We start from the raw sequence: 21,010 nt of genomic DNA, 5'->3' as shown, positions 1-21,010 counted from the left end.
TCTATCCACTCCTCCTTTATAATGTAATGGACTATGCACAAAAGTATCCCTTGTTTAGAAGGAGAGGATTACTCACATGAAGATTGTTAAAATTTCCCCTCGTGGTTATTGCTACGGTGTTGTTGACGCAATGGTTATTGCACGTAACGCCGCATTAGATAAATCATTACCGAGACCCATTTATATTTTAGGTATGATTGTTCACAATAAGCATGTCACAGATGCTTTCGAAGAGGATGGCATCATTACATTAGACGGTCCAAGTCGATTAGAAATTTTAGATAAAATCGATTCTGGTACTGTTATTTTCACTGCACACGGTGTTTCTCCAGAAGTTAAACAACGTGCAAAAGAAAAAGGTTTAACGACAATTGATGCAACTTGTCCAGATGTTACAAAAACACATGACCTTATCGAAGCAAAGAAAGCTGAAGGATACCATGTCATTTATATCGGCAAAAAAAATCATCCAGAACCAGAAGGCGCAGTTGGTATCGCACCTGATATCGTTCATCTTATCGAAAAAGCTGATGATTTAAAAACACTAGAAATTCCAACGGATAAAATTTTAGTTACGAATCAAACAACAATGAGTCAATGGGATGTTCAACATTTAATGGAGGACATTCAGAAAAAATTCCCAACAGCAGAATTCCACAAGGAAATTTGTTTAGCAACTCAAGTTCGCCAAGAAGCTGTCGCTAAACAAGCTGATGTTGCAGATTTAACAATTGTTGTCGGTGATCCGAAAAGTAACAACTCAAACCGTTTAGCACAAGTATCACAAGAAATAGCTGGTACGACAGCATACCGCGTTGCAGACGTAAGTGAAATCCAATTAGAATGGCTACAAGGTGTAGAAAACGTAGCTGTTACAGCAGGTGCTTCTACTCCAACGCCAATTACAAAAGAAGTTATTGCTTTCTTAGATCAATATGACCCAATGAATCCAGCTACATGGGACAGAATTCGAAAAGTACCACTTCAAAAGATACTACCTCGTGTAAAAGTGAAAAAAGAACAATAATAAAAACCGTTGCCTACATGAGCAACGGTTTTTATTTTTCTTATACAAATGTGAATGGATCTGTATGTAACTGCGAAGCGTGAATGTGTACATTGAATTTCTTCACATCTACTTTTTCTTGCAATTGTTTTTGTACACCTTGCTTCATTACTTTTTCAACGTTATGTCCTGGATCAACTATATTTAAACCAATCATCATCGCATCGTGAGCAACATGATAATACATATCACCTGTTACATATACATCTGCTCCCTTAAATTTCGCTTGGTTTATATATTTATTACCGTCACCACCAAGTACAGCTACTTTACGCACCTTATCATCTAACTTTCCAACAACTCTTGCACCCTTTACATGTAATGATTGTTTCACATGTAAAGCAAACTGCTCAAGCGTCATTTCTTCTTGTAAATACCCTATTTTACCAAGACCTAATGTTTCACCTTTATTATCAAGCGGATATACATCATATGCCACTTCTTCATATGGATGGGCTGCCAACATCGCTTTAATAACTTTTCTTTGTAATGAAGCTGGAACAATCGTTTCGACACGTATCTCTTCCACACGTTCTAACTGCCCAGTTTCTCCGATATAAGGATTTGTACCTTCTTGAGGGATAAACGTACCTACCCCTTCGCTACCGAACGTACAGTGGCTATAATTACCGATATGACCTGCATCCGCATCTCCAAGAGCTTTGCGCACTTCTTCTGCATGGGTTACTGGAACAAATACAACAATTTTTTTCATTTCTTCTGCATATGTAGGAGCTAATACTTCTGTATTTTGTAACCCTAACGCATCAGCAAGTAAATCATTTACCCCACCCTTAGCAATATCTACATTTGTATGTGCGGCATAAATTGCAATATCATTTTTAATACACGTTTCAATAATTCTTCCGTACGCCTTATCTGTATGAATCGCTTTTAATGGATTAAAGATTAAAGGATGGTGCGCTATAATGATATTCGCTCCTAATTGGATCGCCTCGTCCACAACTTCCTCAGTTACATCTAACGCGATTAATACGTGCTGGACAGGTTTATTAAGCGCTCCAATCTGTAAGCCAATCTTATCCCCTTCCATCGCTAAATGCTTCGGATACATACCTTCAAACAAAGAAATAATTTCATGACCATTCGGAATTTTACTCATGATAAAACCTCTCCTATCATTTTCATTTTCGCTTCTACTTCTGCACGCTTCGCTTTTGTCTCTTCAGACTCTGCTGCACGTTCTAACTGTTTTAAAATATTTTGGAAGTTTTTCAATTCCCCTTCCCACTTTTCAATAAAAGCTTCACTTTTTTCTTTTATTAAAAATGGACCCATAAACAATTCAGCTTGTTTATTTCCAGAGTAAGGTACTGCTGTATCTCCTCGCTCTCCGACTAAAATCTCGTAAATCTTTCCGTCTTCTATTACAATTTTCTCACGGATAAGCTCCCATCCATTTTCAATAAACCATTCACGGATATGGTGTGCTGCAATATTCGGCTGTAAGATTAAACGTGTTACACCTTCTAATTTTTCTTTACCACTTTCTAAAATGTCACGAATTAACGCTCCACCCATACCAGCAATCGTAATAACATCTACTTCTCCTGGCACTATAACAGCTAATCCATTCCCTTTACGAACGTCTACTTTATCTTGTAAGCCACTTTCAGCTACAGTTGCTTGTGCAGAGCGAAACGGTCCATCTACAACCTCTCCTGCAACTGCTTTTGTAGCAATATTATTTATAATTGTATAACACGGTAAATACGCATGATCCGATCCAATATCAGCTACTGTAGAGCCTACCGGAATCTCCCTCACAACTTCTTCTAATCGTTTCGAAAGCTTTACTTCATTCATGTATTTCCATTACTCCTTCTCTTCTCAGTCTGTCTCCATGATAATGAATTTATAGTAGTTGTTGCAAGTCCATAACAATACTTCAATTCTCTATTACTAATCGTATTTTAGAAAGTATAGAAAAACAAGCCTTTTGCAAAAAGCAAAAGGCTTGTTTTTCTATACTTTATTTTTTCTTCGATAACCAATCAGCTACTTTCGTTGCTTGATCAGCTGGAATTAAATTAGCTGGCATATTTCCTTTTCCTTTTGACAGAACTTCTTTAATTTCATCTTTTGAAAGTTTCCCACCAATTTTTTGTAGATTAGGGCCTACCGCTCCTTGTAACTGATCACCATGACAGCTCGTACAGCTTTGCTTTACAATATCCTCTGGCTTTGATGCTGTTTGTGCTGGTTTCCCACCATTTTTTGCATCAGCTAACTCTTTAGATTTATTTAGCCCCTGAAATGAAAATACAAACATAACGATAATACCTAATGCTGCAATAAGAGCGAACGGAATCAACGGATTACGTTTCATATCTCTTCTCCCCCCTCTATACCGCTAAATAGTTAGATGATTCAGTCATTTATATTGTACTTGAAAACGCCCTATCAGAAAAGAGCAAACTACTACTTGTTAAAAATATTCCGTAAATTCATTTTATTGATTTTCACTATTATATCGCATATTATTTCGATAATTACTAACGTTTCTCATCATATTTTTTACTTTTCTACATATTATTTTGTATATAATAAACAAAATAAATCGAAAAATCGAAAAATGAGCATTTGCAAATCAAAAGACAATTCTGTAAAATAAATTACAAGAAATTGTAATCGTTGCCGATAGATAAATTTTAACAAAAATTAACAAAACAAAAAAGTTTACTTCACAAAAGTGAAGTAAACTTAAAGGTAGCCTATTCTAAGAAATCCTTAAGACGCTTACTACGGCTTGGATGTCTTAATTTGCGAAGTGCTTTCGCTTCAATTTGACGAATACGTTCTCTCGTTACGCCGAATACTTTCCCAACTTCTTCAAGCGTACGAGTTCGTCCATCATCTAAACCAAAACGAAGACGCAGAACATTTTCTTCACGATCTGTTAGTGTATCTAACACATCTTCTAATTGTTCTTTTAGCAATTCATACGCTGCATGGTCCGCAGGCGATGTTGCTTCTTGGTCTTCGATAAAGTCACCTAAATGGGAGTCGTCTTCTTCACCAATTGGTGTTTCAAGAGAAACTGGCTCCTGTGCAATCTTTAAGATTTCGCGTACTTTTTCTGGAGCAAGATCCATTTCTTCACCAATCTCTTCAGGAGATGGTTCGCGTCCTAAATCTTGTAATAATTGACGTTGTACACGGATTAACTTATTAATTGTTTCAACCATATGAACTGGAATACGAATTGTTCGCGCTTGGTCTGCAATCGCACGTGTAATAGCTTGGCGAATCCACCAAGTTGCATACGTACTAAATTTAAAACCTTTACGGTAGTCGAACTTTTCAACTGCCTTAATTAGACCCATATTTCCTTCTTGGATTAAGTCTAAGAAAAGCATACCACGGCCCACGTAGCGCTTTGCAATACTTACTACAAGACGTAAGTTTGCTTCTGCAAGACGGCGTTTTGCTTCTTCATCGCCTTCTTCAATACGTGTCGCAAGTCGAATTTCTTCTTCAGCAGATAGTAAGTCTACACGACCAATTTCTTTTAAGTACATACGAACAGGGTCATTGATTTTCACACCTGGCGGCACACTTAAATCATTAAGGTCAAATTCTTCTTCCGTTTTTGTAATTTGACGATTATTAGGACCTTCGTCGTTGTCATTGTCACCAACTAAGTCAATCCCTTGTTCACCTAAATATTCATAGTATTCATCCATTTGATCGGATTCAATTTCAAATCCATTCATGCGTTCTGCAATCTCTTCATATGTAAGAACGCCACGTTTTTTTCCGAGCTCAGTGAGTTGTTCTTTCACTTGCTCAAGGGTCATTTCAGTTTCAATTTGTTTAGAACGAGCTGGTTTATCAGCCATCTGTTCCCCTCCTTACGCGAGATACAAACATTCATTATACTAAAACTTTATCGAAAAAGCTATTTTCTTGCTTTTTGACTTTGTAAATATGCCACATAATATTTAGCAGCCTCTACAGGATCTGTTTTTTCCATTTGTTTTACTTTAAAGATAATTTCCATCTTTTCAAGTTTTTCTTTATGGCGTCTTAGCGCCTCCAAATGACCTTGTAACGCTTCTTCTGTGTACTCTGGATTAATAAATTCATCCGTCGAAATATCAGTAATAATATTTTTCAACTTTTCATCAGAGAGCCAACTTAAAAATGTTCCGACTGAAGGTTCATTTCCCTTTTCATAATATGCGTATAGTTCATATAAAATCCCTTTATGTTCTTCTGTATAAAAATCTTCTATATGAGGTTCCATACGCACTGTCATTTCTGCACTTTGCAACATATGGTAAATAATTTCTCTTTCTGCCCTTTCAAAACCTGTTAATTTCGGTTTCGTTTGAACAATTTGAGATGGCTTAGAAACCTGCTTTATTTGTTTTTGCTGTACCTTTTGTTCTTTGCGATATTGGTGCAATTGATTCAAAAGTGTTTCCATTGAATACGAAAATTCTTGCGATAATGATTTTAAATATGATTCCGCCTGCATCGCATCCTGTAGTAATGATAACTCTTTTAAAACACTTTTTACATATTCTTCTTTGCCAGACTCATCTTGCAAATTTTTCCCTAAACGCAAATAATTTATTTTGAAACCAACAAAACTTATACTTGATTTCACAAGATTTTCAAAAGCGGTTGTCCCATATTGTTGCACATATTCATCAGGGTCAAGCTTATCTGGCAAGGATGTAACTTTCACTTGGCAACCAACTTGCAATAGTAATTGCCCTGCTTTCATCGTCGCTTCTCGCCCTGCTTTATCACCATCATAGCAAAGAACAACAGTTTCAACGTTACGTCGCAGAAGTTTCGCTTGTTCTTCAGTTAAAGCTGTTCCCATTGTCGCAACAGCTTCTTCCACACCACTTTTCACCGCGGCTAGTACATCGGCATAACCTTCAAAAAGGACAACCTGCCCACGTTTTCTAATAAACGGCCTTGCTTGGTGGAAATTATACAACAGCTTACTTTTGTAAAAAATCGGTGTTTCAGGACTATTCAAATATTTCGGAGTGTCATCTCCTAATGCCCTTCCACTAAACGCTATCACCTTACCTTGTAAAGTATAAATCGGAAACATAACTCTTCCGCGGAAGCGGTCATAATGACTGCCATCCTTCTCACTTCTTACAAGAAGGCCAGCCTGTTCCATACTAGATAGCGACAAACCTCTTTTTTGTAAAATTTTCGTTGCTGCATCCCAAGCTTGTGATGCATAACCAATTTCAAATTTCTCAATCATCTCTTTTGTAATACCACGTTTTAATAAATATGAAAGTGCTTCATTTCCTTCTTCTGTATTTACTAATAAATGATGATAATACTTTTTCAAAAGTTCATGAGCCTGTTGCATGATGACAGTGTCATCAGATATGTCTTCTTGTTGTTGTTGTCCTTGCCCTGATGTATATTCTGCAACTGCAATTCCATTTCTTTCGCCAAGCTTTTGAACAGCCTCTGTGAAAGCAAGTCCTTCCATTTTCATAAGAAAAGAAAATACATTTCCACCTTCTCCACATCCGAAACAATGAAAAATTTGCTTATCAGATGAAACAGAGAATGAAGGAGAATTCTCACCATGAAATGGACAAAGGCCGAAATAGTTACGCCCCTGCTTTCTAAGTTGAACATACTCACCAATCACTTCTACAATATCGGATGATGTCCGAATCTGTTCAACAACTTCTTCAGGAATTCTGTTCCCCATAACTCCATCTCCGTGTCGTATTTTGTATTCGATATAAATTAAAAGATTCCTTTATAATTCGACAATATTTTTCTAAATTTGTTAGAAAGTACTGTCGATCACATTGTGTAAACGATTTTGGACCTTTCGTATAAGTCCCCAGTCTGCGTAAATTCGCAGATACATACTACTATATAAAATTGTATACATTTGCTCATCTGTTACAAATGTATCTCCTGGAGACAATACATATACTCCTTTTTCACAAGAAGACTAGCAAGAAGCACTATAGCCTGTATGATCATGTGATCTGTAGCTTTTGCATGTTAATAAATATAACAATCAACTTCATCTTGCTCAGAATCTACATAGACCCAATTACCTTGCTGTTTTCTTGAACGATGAGCATAGGGTACGACAAACAAAATTTCGACATAAAATTTTGTTCCAACTTGCACAATTGCATTCTTCACGGGATACGCATCTGCATCAAATAATATCTTATCTGATGTTTTGCATATTTCTGTATTCTACATCCCTTCTGTGAATCCTTCCATAATGTGCGTTTTCTTGTCTAGATTTTGTCGATTTAACGTAAATACATGTCTTTTTCGAAAATCCTATCCCTAGTTTATTCTGAAAAATTAAAGTCTAAACGTAAAATATAGGTTTTTATCACAATTTTTTATTATAATATATTTTCTTCAACTACGCTACATATCCCTTTAATTTTCATCTTACACTTAAAGATAACGAAATCGTTCCTTTAGCATAATTAAAAAAACAGAAGAATATAAGTATAACCATTCCGCTATATTCTATTACTAAGCCGAAAGTTCATGCTCTACTTCGCATCTTCCTCTAACGCCTTCTCACGAGCGAAAAAAGCACATTCACCTTTGGTAAATGTGCTAAAACATTTTTTGGTTTTGCACTGCATTCACAATAATATTTGCTGTTTCTTCAATTGCCTTATTTGATACATCAATCACTTGACAATTTATTTTACTAATTACTTCCTCAAAATGATCAATTTCTTCTTGAATACGATTAATATTTGCATATGTTGCTCCATCACTTAATCCAAGTGATTTCAATCGTTCTTTTCGAATATGATTTAACTTATCTGGTATAATTTTCAAACCGAAACATTTCTCTTTTGCCACTTGATATAATTCCTCAGGCGGATCCACTTCCGGTACAAGTGGTACATTAGCAACTTTCAAACGTTTGTTATGCGCTAAATATTGTGAAAGTGGTGTTTTTGATGTACGTGAAATTCCAATCAACACGATATCAGCTTTTAAAATACCACGTGCATCTCTACCATCATCATACTTAACTGCAAATTCAATCGCTTCTATTTTTTTAAAGTACTCTTCATCTAATCTTCGAACGACACCTGGCTCATACCTTGGTACTTGCCCTGTAATTCCTTCAATTTGATCGATAAGAGGTCCGATAATATCGTATGCCTCTACTCCTTCTTTTGCCGCTTCTGTCAATAAATATTGACGCATATCAGGCTTTACTAACGTAAAACAAATAAGCGCTTGATTGCTCTTGGCAATCGAGATTACTTCTTTTAATGTCCCTGTATCTTCTACATACGGTACACGCCTAATATCAGGAGCGAATGGGAACTGTCCCATTGCCGCTCTAACAACCAAATCAGCCGTTTCTCCTACAGAGTCAGATACGACATATACGATTTTATTATCCATTACATTACCTCACTTTAAACAAATTACACTTATTCGTTATTTACTAAATTTACAAACGCACGTGTAATATTTGTTTTTGTAATTCGTCCAATCACTTCTAAACCTTGTTTCGTATCCTTCACAACCGGCATCGCATCAATCTGTCTTTCTATTAATTCCATCGCAATATCATATAAAGAATCCTCCCTGCGACACATCGCAATGTTTGGCATCCTTGTCATGATAATATTAACCGGAAGAGAGGTTAAATCCTGCTTTCCTAAGCTAGCTCGTAATAAATCTTTACGAGATACAACGCCAACTAATAAAGTAGCTTGATCTACAACAAATAATGTACCAACGTCCTCTAGAAACATAGTACAGATTGCATCGTATACTGATACATTTTTATCAATTACAGCCGGTCTAGATTGATAATCTTGCACTTTAATTTTCTTAACAGCTTCAGATAATAGCTGTCCCCCGGTTTTACCCGTATAAAAATAACCTACACGTGGACGCGCTTCTAAATAACCAGCCATCGTTAAAATTGCTAAGTCTGGTCTTAGCGTTGCACGTGTTAAACCCAATTGCCCAGCAATTGACTCCCCTGTAATAGGACCGTGATCTTTTACAATCTGAATGATATGCTCTTGCCGTTTATTCAGCTCTATGATAATCACCACCTTTAATGCACAACGAAAAAAGTTATACTATCTCTTAAATATTATATACTAAATATGCTATTCGAAAAAGAAAGTATGTAAAAAGGACCGTATACGGCCCTTTTTATATTTGAAACTTATCAAGTTGTTCCAAGAAACGCCTTGTTTTCAAATAAATCCCACAATATTCGTCATAATATGTATTCAATACTGTGCGCATTTGTTTTTTTGTACTATCCTTCACCGATACATTACCGAGCCGGTGTAAATCAAAGTGAAAAAAGAGACGTAATAATTTATGAACAGCCTCTCCCACCGGAATACGATACGGATCTTGCTCCGCATGACGCGAGCACAGAAAACCGCCTTCCCGGACAGAGAAGGCGACAAAATCTGTTTCTTGATGACAAATAGCACATGTATCAAAGTACGGGCGCATCCCTAATACCGGAAGCATTTTCGTTTGATAAATTAATGATAATACTTCTGGATCAACACCCTCACACATATAATGCAACGTTTGATATAACATTTCAAATAAATACGGATTATGCTTCTTATCTTCTGTTGCTTTATCGGTTAATTCAATAATAAATGATGCATAAGCAGTTAAAAATATATCCTCGCGAATTTCTTTCATAGATGAAATAATCTCGCCTTGTTGCAAAGTTCCAAGTCCAGATCCCATTTGAATAAGAAAATGACCATGTGTCATAAGTTGCGAAATAGCTGCTAACCGACTCTTCGGCTTTTTCGCCCCTCTTGCCATTGCACTTACCTTACCAAATTCCCGTGAGTATATTGTAACAATCTTATTTGTTTCTCCGTAATCTGTCGTACGGATAACAATGCCCTCAACTTTTTGAAACATGTTCGTCACCATCCAAGGTTTGAACAAAACGGGTCAAGAAATTGGAGAGTCTAGATGCGCTAACTCCTCTTCATGTTGATCCATCTCATCGTTTACGTCTTTTTCCATTTCTTTCAAAAGCAAATACGTTTCAATGCTTCCTGTTTTGGAGAAAAACTTCCAGGTAAAATCTAGCATAAGAATCCACCTTTCTCAATAAGCGTAGCCTATAAACCAATTTCTTTTGTTGTTATTAAGTTGACCCATTTTGTTCATTTTCATGTGAGAAAAATTTTTCCTAATTTATCAAGGTTCATAAAAACCAATAATCAGCGGATGAACAAAACATCCACTGATCACAACTTTACTTCATATTAATACTCGTCTTCACGGAAACCAAGGTCACGAAGCTGTGACATCTTATTACGCCAATCTTTTTGCACTTTCACCCATACTTCTAAAAATACTTTAGAACCAAGAAGTGCTTCAATGTCAAAACGAGCTCTCTTACCGACTTCTTTTAACATCTTCCCTTGCTTACCTATAATAATTCCTTTTTGTGATGCACGTTCAACAACAATCGTTGCGTTTATATAAACCGCTCCGCCCTCACGCTTTTGAATTGCATCAATAACAACCGCTACAGAATGCGGTACTTCTTCACGTGTTAAATGTAATACTTTTTCACGAATAAGCTCTGAAATAATAAATCGCTCTGGATGATCCGTTACTTGATTATCCGGGTAATATTGCGGTCCTTCTGGTAAATACTTTTTTATTGCTCCGATTAACGCTTCAACGTTATTACCGTCCAATGCAGAAATTGGCACAATCTCCGCGAACTCATATAATTTACGATATTGATCAATCAACTCCAGCAATTGCTCTGGATGAAGTTGGTCAATTTTATTAATTACCAAAAATACCGGTTGTTTCGTTTCTTGTAATTTCTCAATAATAAATTCCTCACCACGACCATATCCTTCAGTTGCATTGACCATAAACAAAACAATATCAACTTCTTTTAATGTCGTTTGAGCCATCTTCACCATGAAATCGCCTAGTTTATGTTTAGGTTTATGTATTCCTGGTGTATCAATGAAAACTACTTGTGAATCATTTTCTGTATATACACCTTGAATTTTATTACGAGTTGTTTGTGGCTTATCGCTCATAATGGCAATTTTTTGGCCAATAATACGATTTAAAAATGTAGATTTCCCAACATTCGGTCTGCCAATAATAGAGACAAAACCTGATTTATAACCTTTTCTATTCATGTAAATCCTCCGCTAAAAATGCTCCTGGTAACAATTCTCCGACTGTTGTCTCTTGAACATCACCATGTAAGTTTGATAGGTATACTTTCGTATCCTGTTTACATAATTCTATCATAACTTGTCGACATGCTCCACAAGGAGGTACTGGACGCTTTGTATCCGCTACGACTGCAATAGCTACAAACTCGTTATCCCCTTCAGAAATTGCCTTAAATAAAGCTGTTCGTTCTGCACAGTTACATAAACCATATGATGCATTTTCAACATTACATCCACGATATATTTTTCCATCCTGAGTTAGTAAAGCTGCACCTACTTGAAATTTAGAATATGGTACGTACGCTCGTTTACGCGCTTCGGTTGCTTCTTGAATTAATTGTTTGCTATTCATATTCCCGCATCCTTTCCGTTCATAGATGTGAATAGATACACTCTTTCATTAAAGGCCTTCACGGCGCTCCCAAAGCTTAATAAAAGCTTCGGAATGCAACTATACCATATACGGTAAAAAGATAATAGCACCAATTACAGCAGCTATAATTGCAAATAATAAAACTGCCCCTGCTGCAACATCCTTTGCAATTTTTGCAACCGGATGAATATCGACGGTTGCTAAGTCTACTGTTTTTTCAATAGCCGTATTCACCATCTCTAAACTCATTACAATCCCTATCACAATAAGTACGACAATCCATTCCATTGTTGTAATATGGAAATAAAAGCCGCAGCATATAACGATGACTGCGGCTAAATAATGAATTTTCATATTTCGTTCATGACGAAGACAAAAGTATATACCAGCTATAGCATATCCAAAACTATCTAAAAGTTTTCCTGTTTTCATCGTCCTAATCCAAAGGCCTCTAAAATTTCTTTTTGTCTTCCAAACATTTCTTTCTCATCTTCTTCTGTCATATGATCATAACCAAGCAAATGCAAAAAGCCATGTAGTGCTAAAAACCCAAGTTCTCGATCAAAAGAATGTCCATATTCTTCAGCTTGTTCTTTTGCTCTTGGAATAGAAATAATAAGATCTCCTAACATACGCGGCATCTCTGCACCGACAATTTCCATTTCGCCTTCTCCCATTTCTTCCATAGCAAAAGAAATAACGTCCGTAGGCTGATCCTTATCTCGGTAATCACGGTTTATTTCACGAATACGTTCATTATCTACAAATGTAACCGATAATTCTGCGCCTTCTTCTATGTTCTCCATTTGGGCTGCTTTCTCTACTAAACCTCGAATCAAACTTATATATTCGTCTTTCACTTCTTCTGTTTCATCAATAAAATCAATTAATAAACTCATTCTTTCTCCTTTTCTTCCGGCGGTTCCGGATATGTAATACGGGAATGGAAAATACCATTTAACGTTTCACATAACGTTTTTCCAACGATTTGTAGTTCCTTAAATGTCAAATCACATTCACTAAATTGACCATCTTGCAGGCGATCTTTAATAATACTTTGCACTAAATTATTAATCTGATCTGGTGTTGGATGGTTCATCGAACGTACCGCCGCTTCCACACTATCAGCAATACCAACGATCGCCGACTCTTTAGAAGTTGCTTTTGATCCTGGATAGCGGAACATTTCCTCCGTATATTTCTCTTTATCTTCTTTAATCGCATTATAATAAAAATATTTAAGTAACGTTGTACCATGATGCTGTCCAGCAATATCGATAATTTCTTGAGGTATATGGTGTTCTTCTAACATTCTCACCCCATCGGTTACATGAGCAATTATAATATCTTTGCTCGTTACAGGGTCTAATCTATCATGCGGGTTTTCAATACCCATTTGGTTTTCAATAAAAAACTGTGGTTGTACCGTTTTCCCTACATCATGATAATACGCCCCTACACGCGCTAATACTCCATTTGCTCCAACTGCTTCACAAGCAGCTTCTGAGAGATTAGCTACCATTACACTATGGTGATATGTACCTGGTGCTTCTAATAAAATTTTACGCAAAAGCGGGTGATTCGGACTTGAAAGTTCCATCAATTTCATACTCGATACAATCCCAAGACCACTTTCTAAATACGGTAAAATCCCCATAGCTAGAACAGAAGAGATAATACCCGAAACAGCAGCCATTAATAATTGCACCCCAATTTCAAGAGGCGAAAAATTCCCGTTACGTAATAATAGCAAAGCCGCTAATACGACTACATTTAATACAGAAACGAGTATACCAGCTTGTAAAATCATCGTACGACGATTTTTTTCTCTCAAGAAAATACTAACTGATAATGAACTTAATAAAACATAAATCCCCACACTATAATTCAGTGTACTCGTTACACCTTCATTAAACATAATACTTCCGCATACAGAAAAGATCATACTCGTTAAAAATACAAATCGATCACCAATCATTAATTTTACAAGTATTGTTCCCATTGCAACTGGAACAACATACGCGATTCCTGCATACTCAAGCTTTTGAAACAAACTAATGATTTTCATTAAAACAATCGTGATAGACAAAATTGTAATATACGCTAGGACATACGGCCTATCTTCCCTTTTCCGCTGTAAAAACACTTCAAACTGCTTATGCATAAAGTACAATAGCACACCAATGAGTACCGCTAACCCAACATAGGGTTGAAAACTGTTCCCTTTTTCTAACAGGCCAACTAATTTCAACTGATTGTACATATCACTTGAAATCGTTTCACCTTCTCTAACAAGGACTTGCCCTTGAAGAATATAAACAGGTGGAACTAAATCTTCTTCCGCTTTTCTCTTCTCTTTTGTTAAGGTCGGATCATAAAAATAGTTTGCAGAAATCGCATATTTCCCTAACGCCTTAATAGATTCCTTTAAACCATTATCAACATTAACACTATTCATCTCACTTACATATCGTTCCTTCGCATCCTTCAATTCATCCATTTTAACATGCTCAGTCATGATACTATTAATAGCTGTAACTGTTGCATCTTTCGCTAATACTAATTGGTTCGAATCTGCATTAATTAAGTTTAGTAAGTTTGAATCAGATAATTCTTTCGTTAAATCAGTAGGCAATTTTTTTTTCAACTTGTCCACTTTTTCAGCATCAGTAATCTTTTTTTGCTCATCCGGTCCAACCGCTTTAATCTCTTGTATCACTTCATCTACTTTAGCAAAGACGTCATTCACAATATCCACTTTATTTTGTTTATACTCACTTTTATATGTATATTGATCTTCAACTTTTGTAGCGGCTTCTTTTTTCTTTTTGTCCGTTGTAACTTTATCTTCAATTTTAATAGGAGAATGGATTGTTTTTTTCGCAATAGAATATGTTGTAACATCTAATTGCTCTGGTTTTACATTATTCATAAGTGCAAAAAACAGCACTGCCCCTAATAAAACGTAAGAAATCCAACTTAGTTTTTTCGAATGTTGTAAATTACGAAACCACTTAGAAATTTCTTGAGATCTTGACATGATTTCAATACCTTCTCCTCTCCAGAAATAAAGTAAAACTATTTATAGCTTTCATTTCTTCCAGCCAACGATGCTTTTTAGGACCATATTTTTATAAACCATCACCTATAGTTTATTTCCCTCGTCTTTAATGATAGTAAAAAATATGTCATTCGCCAACCTTATCATACAAAAAGAAATGATCCTGACAAATAGGATCATTCCATTTTATCATATGCCTCAATAATACGTTGCACTAACGGGTGTCTCACAACGTCCGTTTGTTCCAATGTAATGAACGAAAGACCTGATACACCAGATAAAATATTAGCAGCAATAGAAAGACCTGACTTTACCCCTTTCGGCAAGTCTACCTGTGAAGGATCCCCCGTAATAACCATTTTAGAACTAAAACCTAATCGTGTTAAAAACATTTTTATTTGAACACCAGTTGTATTTTGCGCCTCATCTAATATAACAAATGAATCATCAAGAGTACGCCCTCTCATATAAGCAAGAGGTGCAATTTCAATTACACCACGTTCCATCATACGTTGTGTATATTCTTGTCCAAGAATATCATGTAACGCATCATATAGTGGACGTAAATACGGATCTACTTTTTCTTTCAAATCACCTGGTAAAAACCCTAAGCTCTCTCCAGCTTCTACAGCAGGTCTTGTTAAAATAATTTTCTTTACATACCCTTGCTTTAAAGCTCTCACAGCCATTACTACGGCTAAGTATGTTTTTCCTGTCCCAGCAGGTCCTATCCCAAATACAATATCATTCTTTTTCATTGCATGAATATATCGTCTTTGCCCCATCGTTTTCACACGAATGGATTTACCTTTTGCCGTTTTAAAAATTTCCTCTTCATATAATTCTTCGAATTGAGCAATTTTCCCTTGTTGCCCAAGCTGAATCGCATACGCAACATCTCTTTCCGAAATTGATACACCTTTACGGATAACAACAAGTAACTGTTGTAAGATTTTTTCTACGAGCATCACAGTTTCATCTGCCCCAGATACACGAACAGATTCTCCTCTAGTCACAATCGATACACTAAGTTCTCGTTCAATTACTTTTAAATGAGCATCATTTACCCCAAAAAGAGCGATTGCTTCGTTGGGATTTTCCAATTGTTGGTTCATTTCTACTAATTGTTCTGCCATTACTCAGTCTCCTTGAATATCGGATTCAGATATTGGTTGTGGCTCTGCAATATTTTCAATCACTGTATAATGTAATGTGACCTTTAGGTGATCCGCCTCAACCTCTTTACTCAAAATGTTATCACTTACAATCATAGCATGTTCATCCAATTTTTTCTTCAGTTCTTTTTCTGCCATCTCTTTCGCTACTTTCATTGCTTGTTTTTCGGTATATTCTCGGTTCGCTTCTTCCTCTTCTCGTACAATATCTTTCTCGTATGCAATTGGTAATGTAAATCCAAATAATTTCACATCATGTTTTACACTTTCAGTACGAGAGCGCTTATACTTATCCTGTAGAAATCCCCATATTTTTATTTTAGCACTCCCAAATTTAAGGAAATATTCATTGTATGAATTACCAGTATACACTTGAAATTGTGTCTTTAACGGAACATTCACCTCAGATTTATACCACGTTTCTCCATATACAATCCCTTTAGCCGAAACAACTGTCGGATTCTCCTCATTACCATACATCCCGGATACGAGAAGTTGCCCCTTTTCTACATGGTCATTTTTCATGACAACCGGCTTCCCAACTTCCACAAATGTTTTTGTAATAATCCCTTCTTTTTTGGCTACTAAGTTTTGTGGCTGTTGTTCACTTTCTTTTTTCGGTTCATTTTTTTCAACAATCTTAAAATGATATGTTGTCCCTCTTATTTCTAATCCCGCCCAAGTAATCGCATTAATATTGTCTGTCAAATGACGTTGAACATCTTCTACACTCGGCATTTGGAATTGTAATTTACCTTTTTTTATACCCATTTTGTCCAATTCTTTCATCAATATATACTCTGTTTCAGGTTTTGCTCCTGTAATTTCAATTTTCCACACCATATTTGACAATGCGATCATTCCGAAAAAAAATATTAAAAACCCAATTAAAAATCCACTATTTTTAATTACACGCTTATTCCAAAAAGGAAAACCGTAACGTCCAATAAAATATAATTTACATTCATTTTTTCTATAAATTGGTTTTATCTTTTTCACATCTCGTAATAACATACAAAAAACTAACGTTTCATCAGCTATCTTCTTTACATCCCAAACGAGTAATTTCTTCCGCACACACTCGTTAACAAAGCGTTCCGCTCCTCTACCTTCAATTCGCACCTTTACATACCCAAGCCATTTTATGAACCATTTATTTTTCATCGACTATCTCCACTACCTTTCTAAAAGTAGATACACTACTTTTCAATTCGATTATCAAACTAGCTCGTACTAAAATTTTAATTAGCAGATTCCTTGATCCTCACTAATTATTAACCTTCACGAGCCAGTTTTTTACGTGGAACTCAATTCCCACCTATCCTCTTTGTACGAACCGAATATTGAGCCCAGAACGTTACCGCCTGTTAATACAAGGTAACGAAGAAAAACTTCACAAACGGAAGTTTCTCCTCACTCCTCTTTCTTTTCATTTTCTAAAAACGTCACTTGTTCAATAATCCCTTCAAGCAACAGTTCTTCTGGAAGGATTGTTTTAATAACAAAGGATTGACCTTTAATTAATAATTGACCATGTTTCAATAGCAATCTTACCTCTTTATCTGAAAACACTAATAATCCTCGATGATTTTCTATATAGATATGTACTTGCCCAACAAGCGTGATCCGAGGTAGATCCATTAACACATCCACTGGCAGGTCTATTTGCTTCGTTAACCAATTCTTCATTTGTTCTATTTTTTTCATCTCAAAAGACCCCCTCTCATCCCATATGTATGAAAAAAGAGCTTGTAATATCACGTCCAAACTGAAAAAAGCATAAAAAAACGTCTCATACGAAATGAGACGCTTTTTTATGCTAATAGCTGGATAACCAGCTTATTCACAAGTGATCCGTCTGTTTTACCTTTTACTTTCGGCATAACAGCAGTCATCACTTTACCCATATCTGCTTTAGATGTAGCACCAACTTCAGAAATAACTTGCTTAATTATATCCGCTAGTTCTTCTTCTGTTAATTGCTCCGGCAAATATGCGCTTAAAATCTGAATTTCACTTTGCAGTTTATCAACAAGGTCTTCACGACCAGCTTTTTTAAATTCAAGGAGGGAGTCCTTATACTGTTTTACTTCACGAGCTAAAACTGTTAATTCCTCTTCTTCAGTAAGAGTATGTTGCAGTTTAATACCTTCATTTTGTAAAGCAGCCTTAACCATACGAATAACGGTTAATTTTTCTTTTTGTTTATTCTTCATCGCTTGTTTCATATCATCGTTTAAACGACCGAGAAGACTCATAACTTACACCCTCTCTTAGAACTTACGCTTTCTTGCCGCTTCAGATTTCTTCTTACGTTTTACACTTGGCTTTTCATAAAACTCGCGCTTTCTTGCTTCAGCAAGTGTACCAGTTTTAGAAACCGATCTTTTAAAACGGCGAAGTGCATCCTCCAAAGACTCGTTTTTACGAACGACTGTTTTTGACATTCTCTTTCCCTCCCTCCGAAACATCACACTTACATACTAATTTCAGCATGCAAAAAGAAACCCTTCTTCAGCATGTCTTTTACGATTATAATACATTTTATCACTTCAGGTCAACTATTTGGCAGAATAAAAGAAGAATAGATGCCCTTACCTGTTCAAAAGCTATGTAGATAGCTATTATCCTTTTCCCCTGAAGACAACTATATTTTTTATCATTACACCTTTTTTAATACAAGAAAGCATTAAATAACTACTCATTCAACGTACCTGCCTTTTTAGTACTTAACTTCTCCACAAAAAAAAAAGAAAGCATGCAAATCGTTTCCGTTTGCATGCTTTTTTATCCCGCTATTTGCCAGGACAGTAAGACCCCCACCTCAAAATTCAGCGAAAGCAAAGAACTTAGGCGGGGGGCAGGCTGATAATCAGCGGGGATGAACACCCCCCACTGATTAAAGTTTCATTTTATGCGCTTGCTGATTCTTTTTTTACATCATCTTCAAGAACACGAACAAACTGCGCTTCGTTATATGGATAACCAGCTTTTGTAATTTTCACTTTTACTAGCTTACCAATCAATTCTTCAGATCCTTCAAACACAATTTTTAAGTAGTTATCTGTATAACCTACATATAAACCTTCACGGTCACCATCTTTAAATGTCTCTTCCGGAATGATTTCAAGTACTTCACCTTCAAATTTAGAAGCATACTCTTTCGCTAATTGATTTGATAGCTCAATTAGACGGTGAACACGATCGTTCTTCACGTCTTCAGGAACTTGATCTTCCATACGTGCTGCTGGAGTACCTGTACGTTTCGAATAAGGGAAAACGTGTAATTCAGAGAAACGATTCTCTTTAATGAAATTGTACGTTTCCATGAATTCCTCTTCTGTTTCGCCTGGGAATCCAACAATTACGTCTGATGTAATCGCAAGACCTGGTAACGCTTCTTTCAAACGATCTAAACGCTCTTGGAAAAATTCCATCGTATACTTACGGCGCATACGTTTCAATACAGTATTAGATCCTGACTGTAATGGAATATGCAAGTGACGTACAACTACTTCTGATTTATCTAACACTTCAATTACTTCATCAGAAATTTGACTCGCCTCAATAGAAGAAATACGAAGGCGTTTCAATCCGCCTACTTCCGCTTCCATATCGCGCAGTAATCCAGCTAAGTTATACTCTTTTATATCTTCACCGTACCCACCTGTATGAATACCTGTTAATACAATTTCTTTATAGCCCGCATCTACTAATTGCTGCGCTTGTTTAATAACTTCTTTTCCATCACGAGAACGCATTAAACCGCGCGCCCAAGGAATGATGCAAAATGTACAGAAGTTATTACAACCTTCTTGTATTTTTAAAGATGCACGTGTACGGTCCGTGAAATATGGTACATCGAGCTCTTCATATACACGTGTTTTCATAATATTGCGGACAGCATTAATCGGTTGACGCTCTTTACGGAATTCTTCGATGTATCCTAACATCTTCTCACGATCTTGCGTACCAACAACAATATCTACACCTGGAATCGCCATAATTTCCGCTGGAGATGTTTGTGCATAACATCCAGTTACACAAATTACCGCATCTGGATTTTGACGTACAGCACGTCTAATTACTTGACGGCTTTTTTTATCTCCAGTATTCGTTACTGTACATGTGTTAATAACGTATACATCCGATTTTTTTTCATATTCAGTTCTTTCATAACCACCTTGTTTAAACAATTGCCAAATCGCTTCTGTTTCATAGTGGTTTACTTTACAACCTAACGTGTGGAACGCAACAGTTGCCATTGATTATCACCCCATCAATTCAAAATGATAAGAAGCGGCACTTAACGCATAAAGCGGAGCCGTTTCTGTTCTTAAAATTCTTGGTCCTAAACTACATGGTACAAATTTATGTTCACGAAGTGCGGTTATCTCTTCCTCCGCTAAACCGCCTTCTGGTCCAAATACAATCAGCAGCTTTTGGCCTGGTTTAATCGTCGCTAAAGCTTTCGCAAAATTAGATTTCTCACCTTGTTTCGCTTCTTCTTCATACGCAACAAGACAAACATCATACTCGCTACTCATCGACAGCAGTTGTTTAAATGATGAGGGAACGTGTACTTCTGGAATTTCACTTCTATGCGATTGTTCCGCAGCTTCTTTTACAATTTTTTTCAAACGCTCAACTTTTTTATCTGCTTTTTTCGCATCCCACTTTACAATAGATCGAGATGCTTGAAATGGTAAAAATGCAGCTGCCCCAAGCTCAGTTCCTTTTTGAAAAATTAACTCTAGCTTGTCTCCTTTCGGCAGTCCACTTGCAATCGTCACGAACACAGGAAGTTCGCTTGACGCCTCTACCCATTCTACAATAGTGGTATCCACAAATTCACTGGTAATTTCAGCAATTGAACACTCTGCTGTTTTACCATTTACACAGCAATAAATGTGGTCACCAGCTGACATACGCATCACTCTTGCGATGTGATGGACATCATCACCCATTATGCGAATACTTGTCTCATTTACATATTTCTCTTCTACAAAATAACGTTGCATATAATCACCTTAGTAGAGTTTCGTTCCTTTCGTAAGTCAACACTTACGAAAAGAACGAAACGTTATCATTTTC

At 36.3% G+C, this 21,010-nt stretch carries 23 protein-coding genes; 1 reads left to right on the top strand and 22 read right to left on the bottom strand.

The genetic code is table 11. The features are described from left to right. Positions 1–76 precede the first annotated feature (76 nt). Entirely contained in the window at positions 77–1,027 is a 951-nt protein-coding gene (locus tag AC0IXC_RS10240) for a 4-hydroxy-3-methylbut-2-enyl diphosphate reductase (protein WP_002015175.1), read from the top strand. 40 nt (positions 1,028–1,067) lie between these two features. On the opposite strand, the gene AC0IXC_RS10235 is transcribed toward AC0IXC_RS10240, so the two are convergent. From AC0IXC_RS10235 to AC0IXC_RS10130, 22 genes are all read right to left on the bottom strand, one after another. Continuing rightward, on the bottom strand, positions 1,068–2,189 hold the full coding sequence (locus tag AC0IXC_RS10235) for a Nif3-like dinuclear metal center hexameric protein (protein WP_033709430.1): 1,122 nt from the start codon (positions 2,187–2,189) through the stop codon (positions 1,068–1,070). Next, entirely contained in the window at positions 2,186–2,893 is a 708-nt protein-coding gene (locus AC0IXC_RS10230) for a tRNA (adenine(22)-N(1))-methyltransferase (RefSeq protein ID WP_002034049.1), read from the bottom strand. Before AC0IXC_RS10230 ends, AC0IXC_RS10235 begins: the two co-directional genes overlap by 4 nt. A gap of 166 nt (positions 2,894–3,059) precedes the next feature. Next, positions 3,060–3,416 carry a cytochrome c550 gene (cccA, locus tag AC0IXC_RS10225; protein ID WP_002015178.1) on the bottom strand — a complete coding sequence of 119 codons (357 nt, stop codon included), beginning with the start codon at positions 3,414–3,416 and terminating at the stop codon, positions 3,060–3,062. 385 nt (positions 3,417–3,801) lie between these two features. Further along, positions 3,802–4,929, bottom strand: a complete 1,128-nt coding sequence (gene rpoD, locus AC0IXC_RS10220) for an RNA polymerase sigma factor RpoD (RefSeq protein WP_000764062.1) — start codon at positions 4,927–4,929, stop codon at positions 3,802–3,804. Positions 4,930–4,988: 59 nt separating this feature from the next. After that, positions 4,989–6,791, bottom strand: a complete 1,803-nt coding sequence (dnaG, locus tag AC0IXC_RS10215) for a DNA primase (protein WP_471652865.1) — start codon at positions 6,789–6,791, stop codon at positions 4,989–4,991. Positions 6,792–6,872: 81 nt separating this feature from the next. Then, positions 6,873–7,016, bottom strand: coding sequence for a hypothetical protein (locus AC0IXC_RS10210; protein WP_162836445.1), 144 nt, complete (start codon positions 7,014–7,016; stop codon positions 6,873–6,875). Positions 7,017–7,681: 665 nt separating this feature from the next. Then, entirely contained in the window at positions 7,682–8,494 is an 813-nt protein-coding gene (locus AC0IXC_RS10205; protein WP_070144890.1) for a pyruvate, water dikinase regulatory protein, read from the bottom strand. Positions 8,495–8,523: 29 nt separating this feature from the next. Further along, positions 8,524–9,156 carry a helix-turn-helix transcriptional regulator gene (locus tag AC0IXC_RS10200; RefSeq protein ID WP_002015181.1) on the bottom strand — a complete coding sequence of 211 codons (633 nt, stop codon included), beginning with the start codon at positions 9,154–9,156 and terminating at the stop codon, positions 8,524–8,526. A 106-nt stretch (positions 9,157–9,262) separates the two neighbouring features. Continuing rightward, positions 9,263–10,009, bottom strand: a complete 747-nt coding sequence (recO, locus tag AC0IXC_RS10195; RefSeq protein WP_002129136.1) for a DNA repair protein RecO — start codon at positions 10,007–10,009, stop codon at positions 9,263–9,265. Positions 10,010–10,042: 33 nt separating this feature from the next. Beyond that, on the bottom strand, positions 10,043–10,186 hold the full coding sequence (locus AC0IXC_RS10190) for a YqzL family protein (protein ID WP_000883924.1): 144 nt from the start codon (positions 10,184–10,186) through the stop codon (positions 10,043–10,045). A gap of 176 nt (positions 10,187–10,362) precedes the next feature. Next, positions 10,363–11,268, bottom strand: coding sequence for a GTPase Era (era, locus tag AC0IXC_RS10185; protein ID WP_002088672.1), 906 nt, complete (start codon positions 11,266–11,268; stop codon positions 10,363–10,365). Then, positions 11,261–11,659, bottom strand: a complete 399-nt coding sequence (locus tag AC0IXC_RS10180; RefSeq protein WP_002015184.1) for a cytidine deaminase — start codon at positions 11,657–11,659, stop codon at positions 11,261–11,263. Before AC0IXC_RS10180 ends, era begins: the two co-directional genes overlap by 8 nt. Positions 11,660–11,758: 99 nt before the next feature. After that, positions 11,759–12,112 (bottom strand): diacylglycerol kinase family protein, encoded by a 354-nt coding sequence (locus tag AC0IXC_RS10175; protein WP_002143170.1) that lies wholly within the window; start codon positions 12,110–12,112, stop codon positions 11,759–11,761. Next, on the bottom strand, positions 12,109–12,579 hold the full coding sequence (gene ybeY / locus AC0IXC_RS10170) for an rRNA maturation RNase YbeY (protein ID WP_002088675.1): 471 nt from the start codon (positions 12,577–12,579) through the stop codon (positions 12,109–12,111). Before ybeY ends, AC0IXC_RS10175 begins: the two co-directional genes overlap by 4 nt. Further along, positions 12,576–14,720: an HD family phosphohydrolase gene (locus tag AC0IXC_RS10165; RefSeq protein WP_002015188.1), complete on the bottom strand. Its 2,145-nt coding sequence runs from the start codon at positions 14,718–14,720 to the stop codon at positions 12,576–12,578. Before AC0IXC_RS10165 ends, ybeY begins: the two co-directional genes overlap by 4 nt. Before the next feature lie 197 nt (positions 14,721–14,917). After that, positions 14,918–15,877, bottom strand: a complete 960-nt coding sequence (locus tag AC0IXC_RS10160) for a PhoH family protein (protein WP_215590188.1) — start codon at positions 15,875–15,877, stop codon at positions 14,918–14,920. A gap of 3 nt (positions 15,878–15,880) precedes the next feature. Beyond that, a complete protein-coding gene (yqfD, locus tag AC0IXC_RS10155) occupies positions 15,881–17,080 on the bottom strand; it encodes a sporulation protein YqfD (protein ID WP_215590189.1) in 1,200 nt (399 codons plus the stop codon). Positions 17,081–17,329: 249 nt separating this feature from the next. Then, entirely contained in the window at positions 17,330–17,623 is a 294-nt protein-coding gene (gene yqfC / locus AC0IXC_RS10150; protein WP_002067170.1) for a sporulation protein YqfC, read from the bottom strand. A gap of 107 nt (positions 17,624–17,730) precedes the next feature. Continuing rightward, positions 17,731–18,174, bottom strand: coding sequence for a GatB/YqeY domain-containing protein (locus AC0IXC_RS10145; RefSeq protein WP_000054578.1), 444 nt, complete (start codon positions 18,172–18,174; stop codon positions 17,731–17,733). A 15-nt stretch (positions 18,175–18,189) separates the two neighbouring features. Next, complete coding sequence (rpsU, locus tag AC0IXC_RS10140) at positions 18,190–18,363, bottom strand: 30S ribosomal protein S21 (protein ID WP_000048061.1); 174 nt, start codon at positions 18,361–18,363, stop codon at positions 18,190–18,192. A gap of 465 nt (positions 18,364–18,828) precedes the next feature. Next, a complete protein-coding gene (gene mtaB, locus AC0IXC_RS10135) occupies positions 18,829–20,181 on the bottom strand; it encodes a tRNA (N(6)-L-threonylcarbamoyladenosine(37)-C(2))-methylthiotransferase MtaB (protein WP_002067163.1) in 1,353 nt (450 codons plus the stop codon). Positions 20,182–20,187: 6 nt separating this feature from the next. Then, entirely contained in the window at positions 20,188–20,937 is a 750-nt protein-coding gene (locus tag AC0IXC_RS10130) for a 16S rRNA (uracil(1498)-N(3))-methyltransferase (RefSeq protein ID WP_002015195.1), read from the bottom strand. Between the last annotated feature and the right edge of the window lie 73 nt (positions 20,938–21,010).

This window comes from Bacillus sp. AC266, assembly GCF_979253805.1.
The sequence above is the reverse complement of the archived record's forward strand: the minus strand, read 5'-3'. Positions and strand labels throughout refer to the sequence as shown.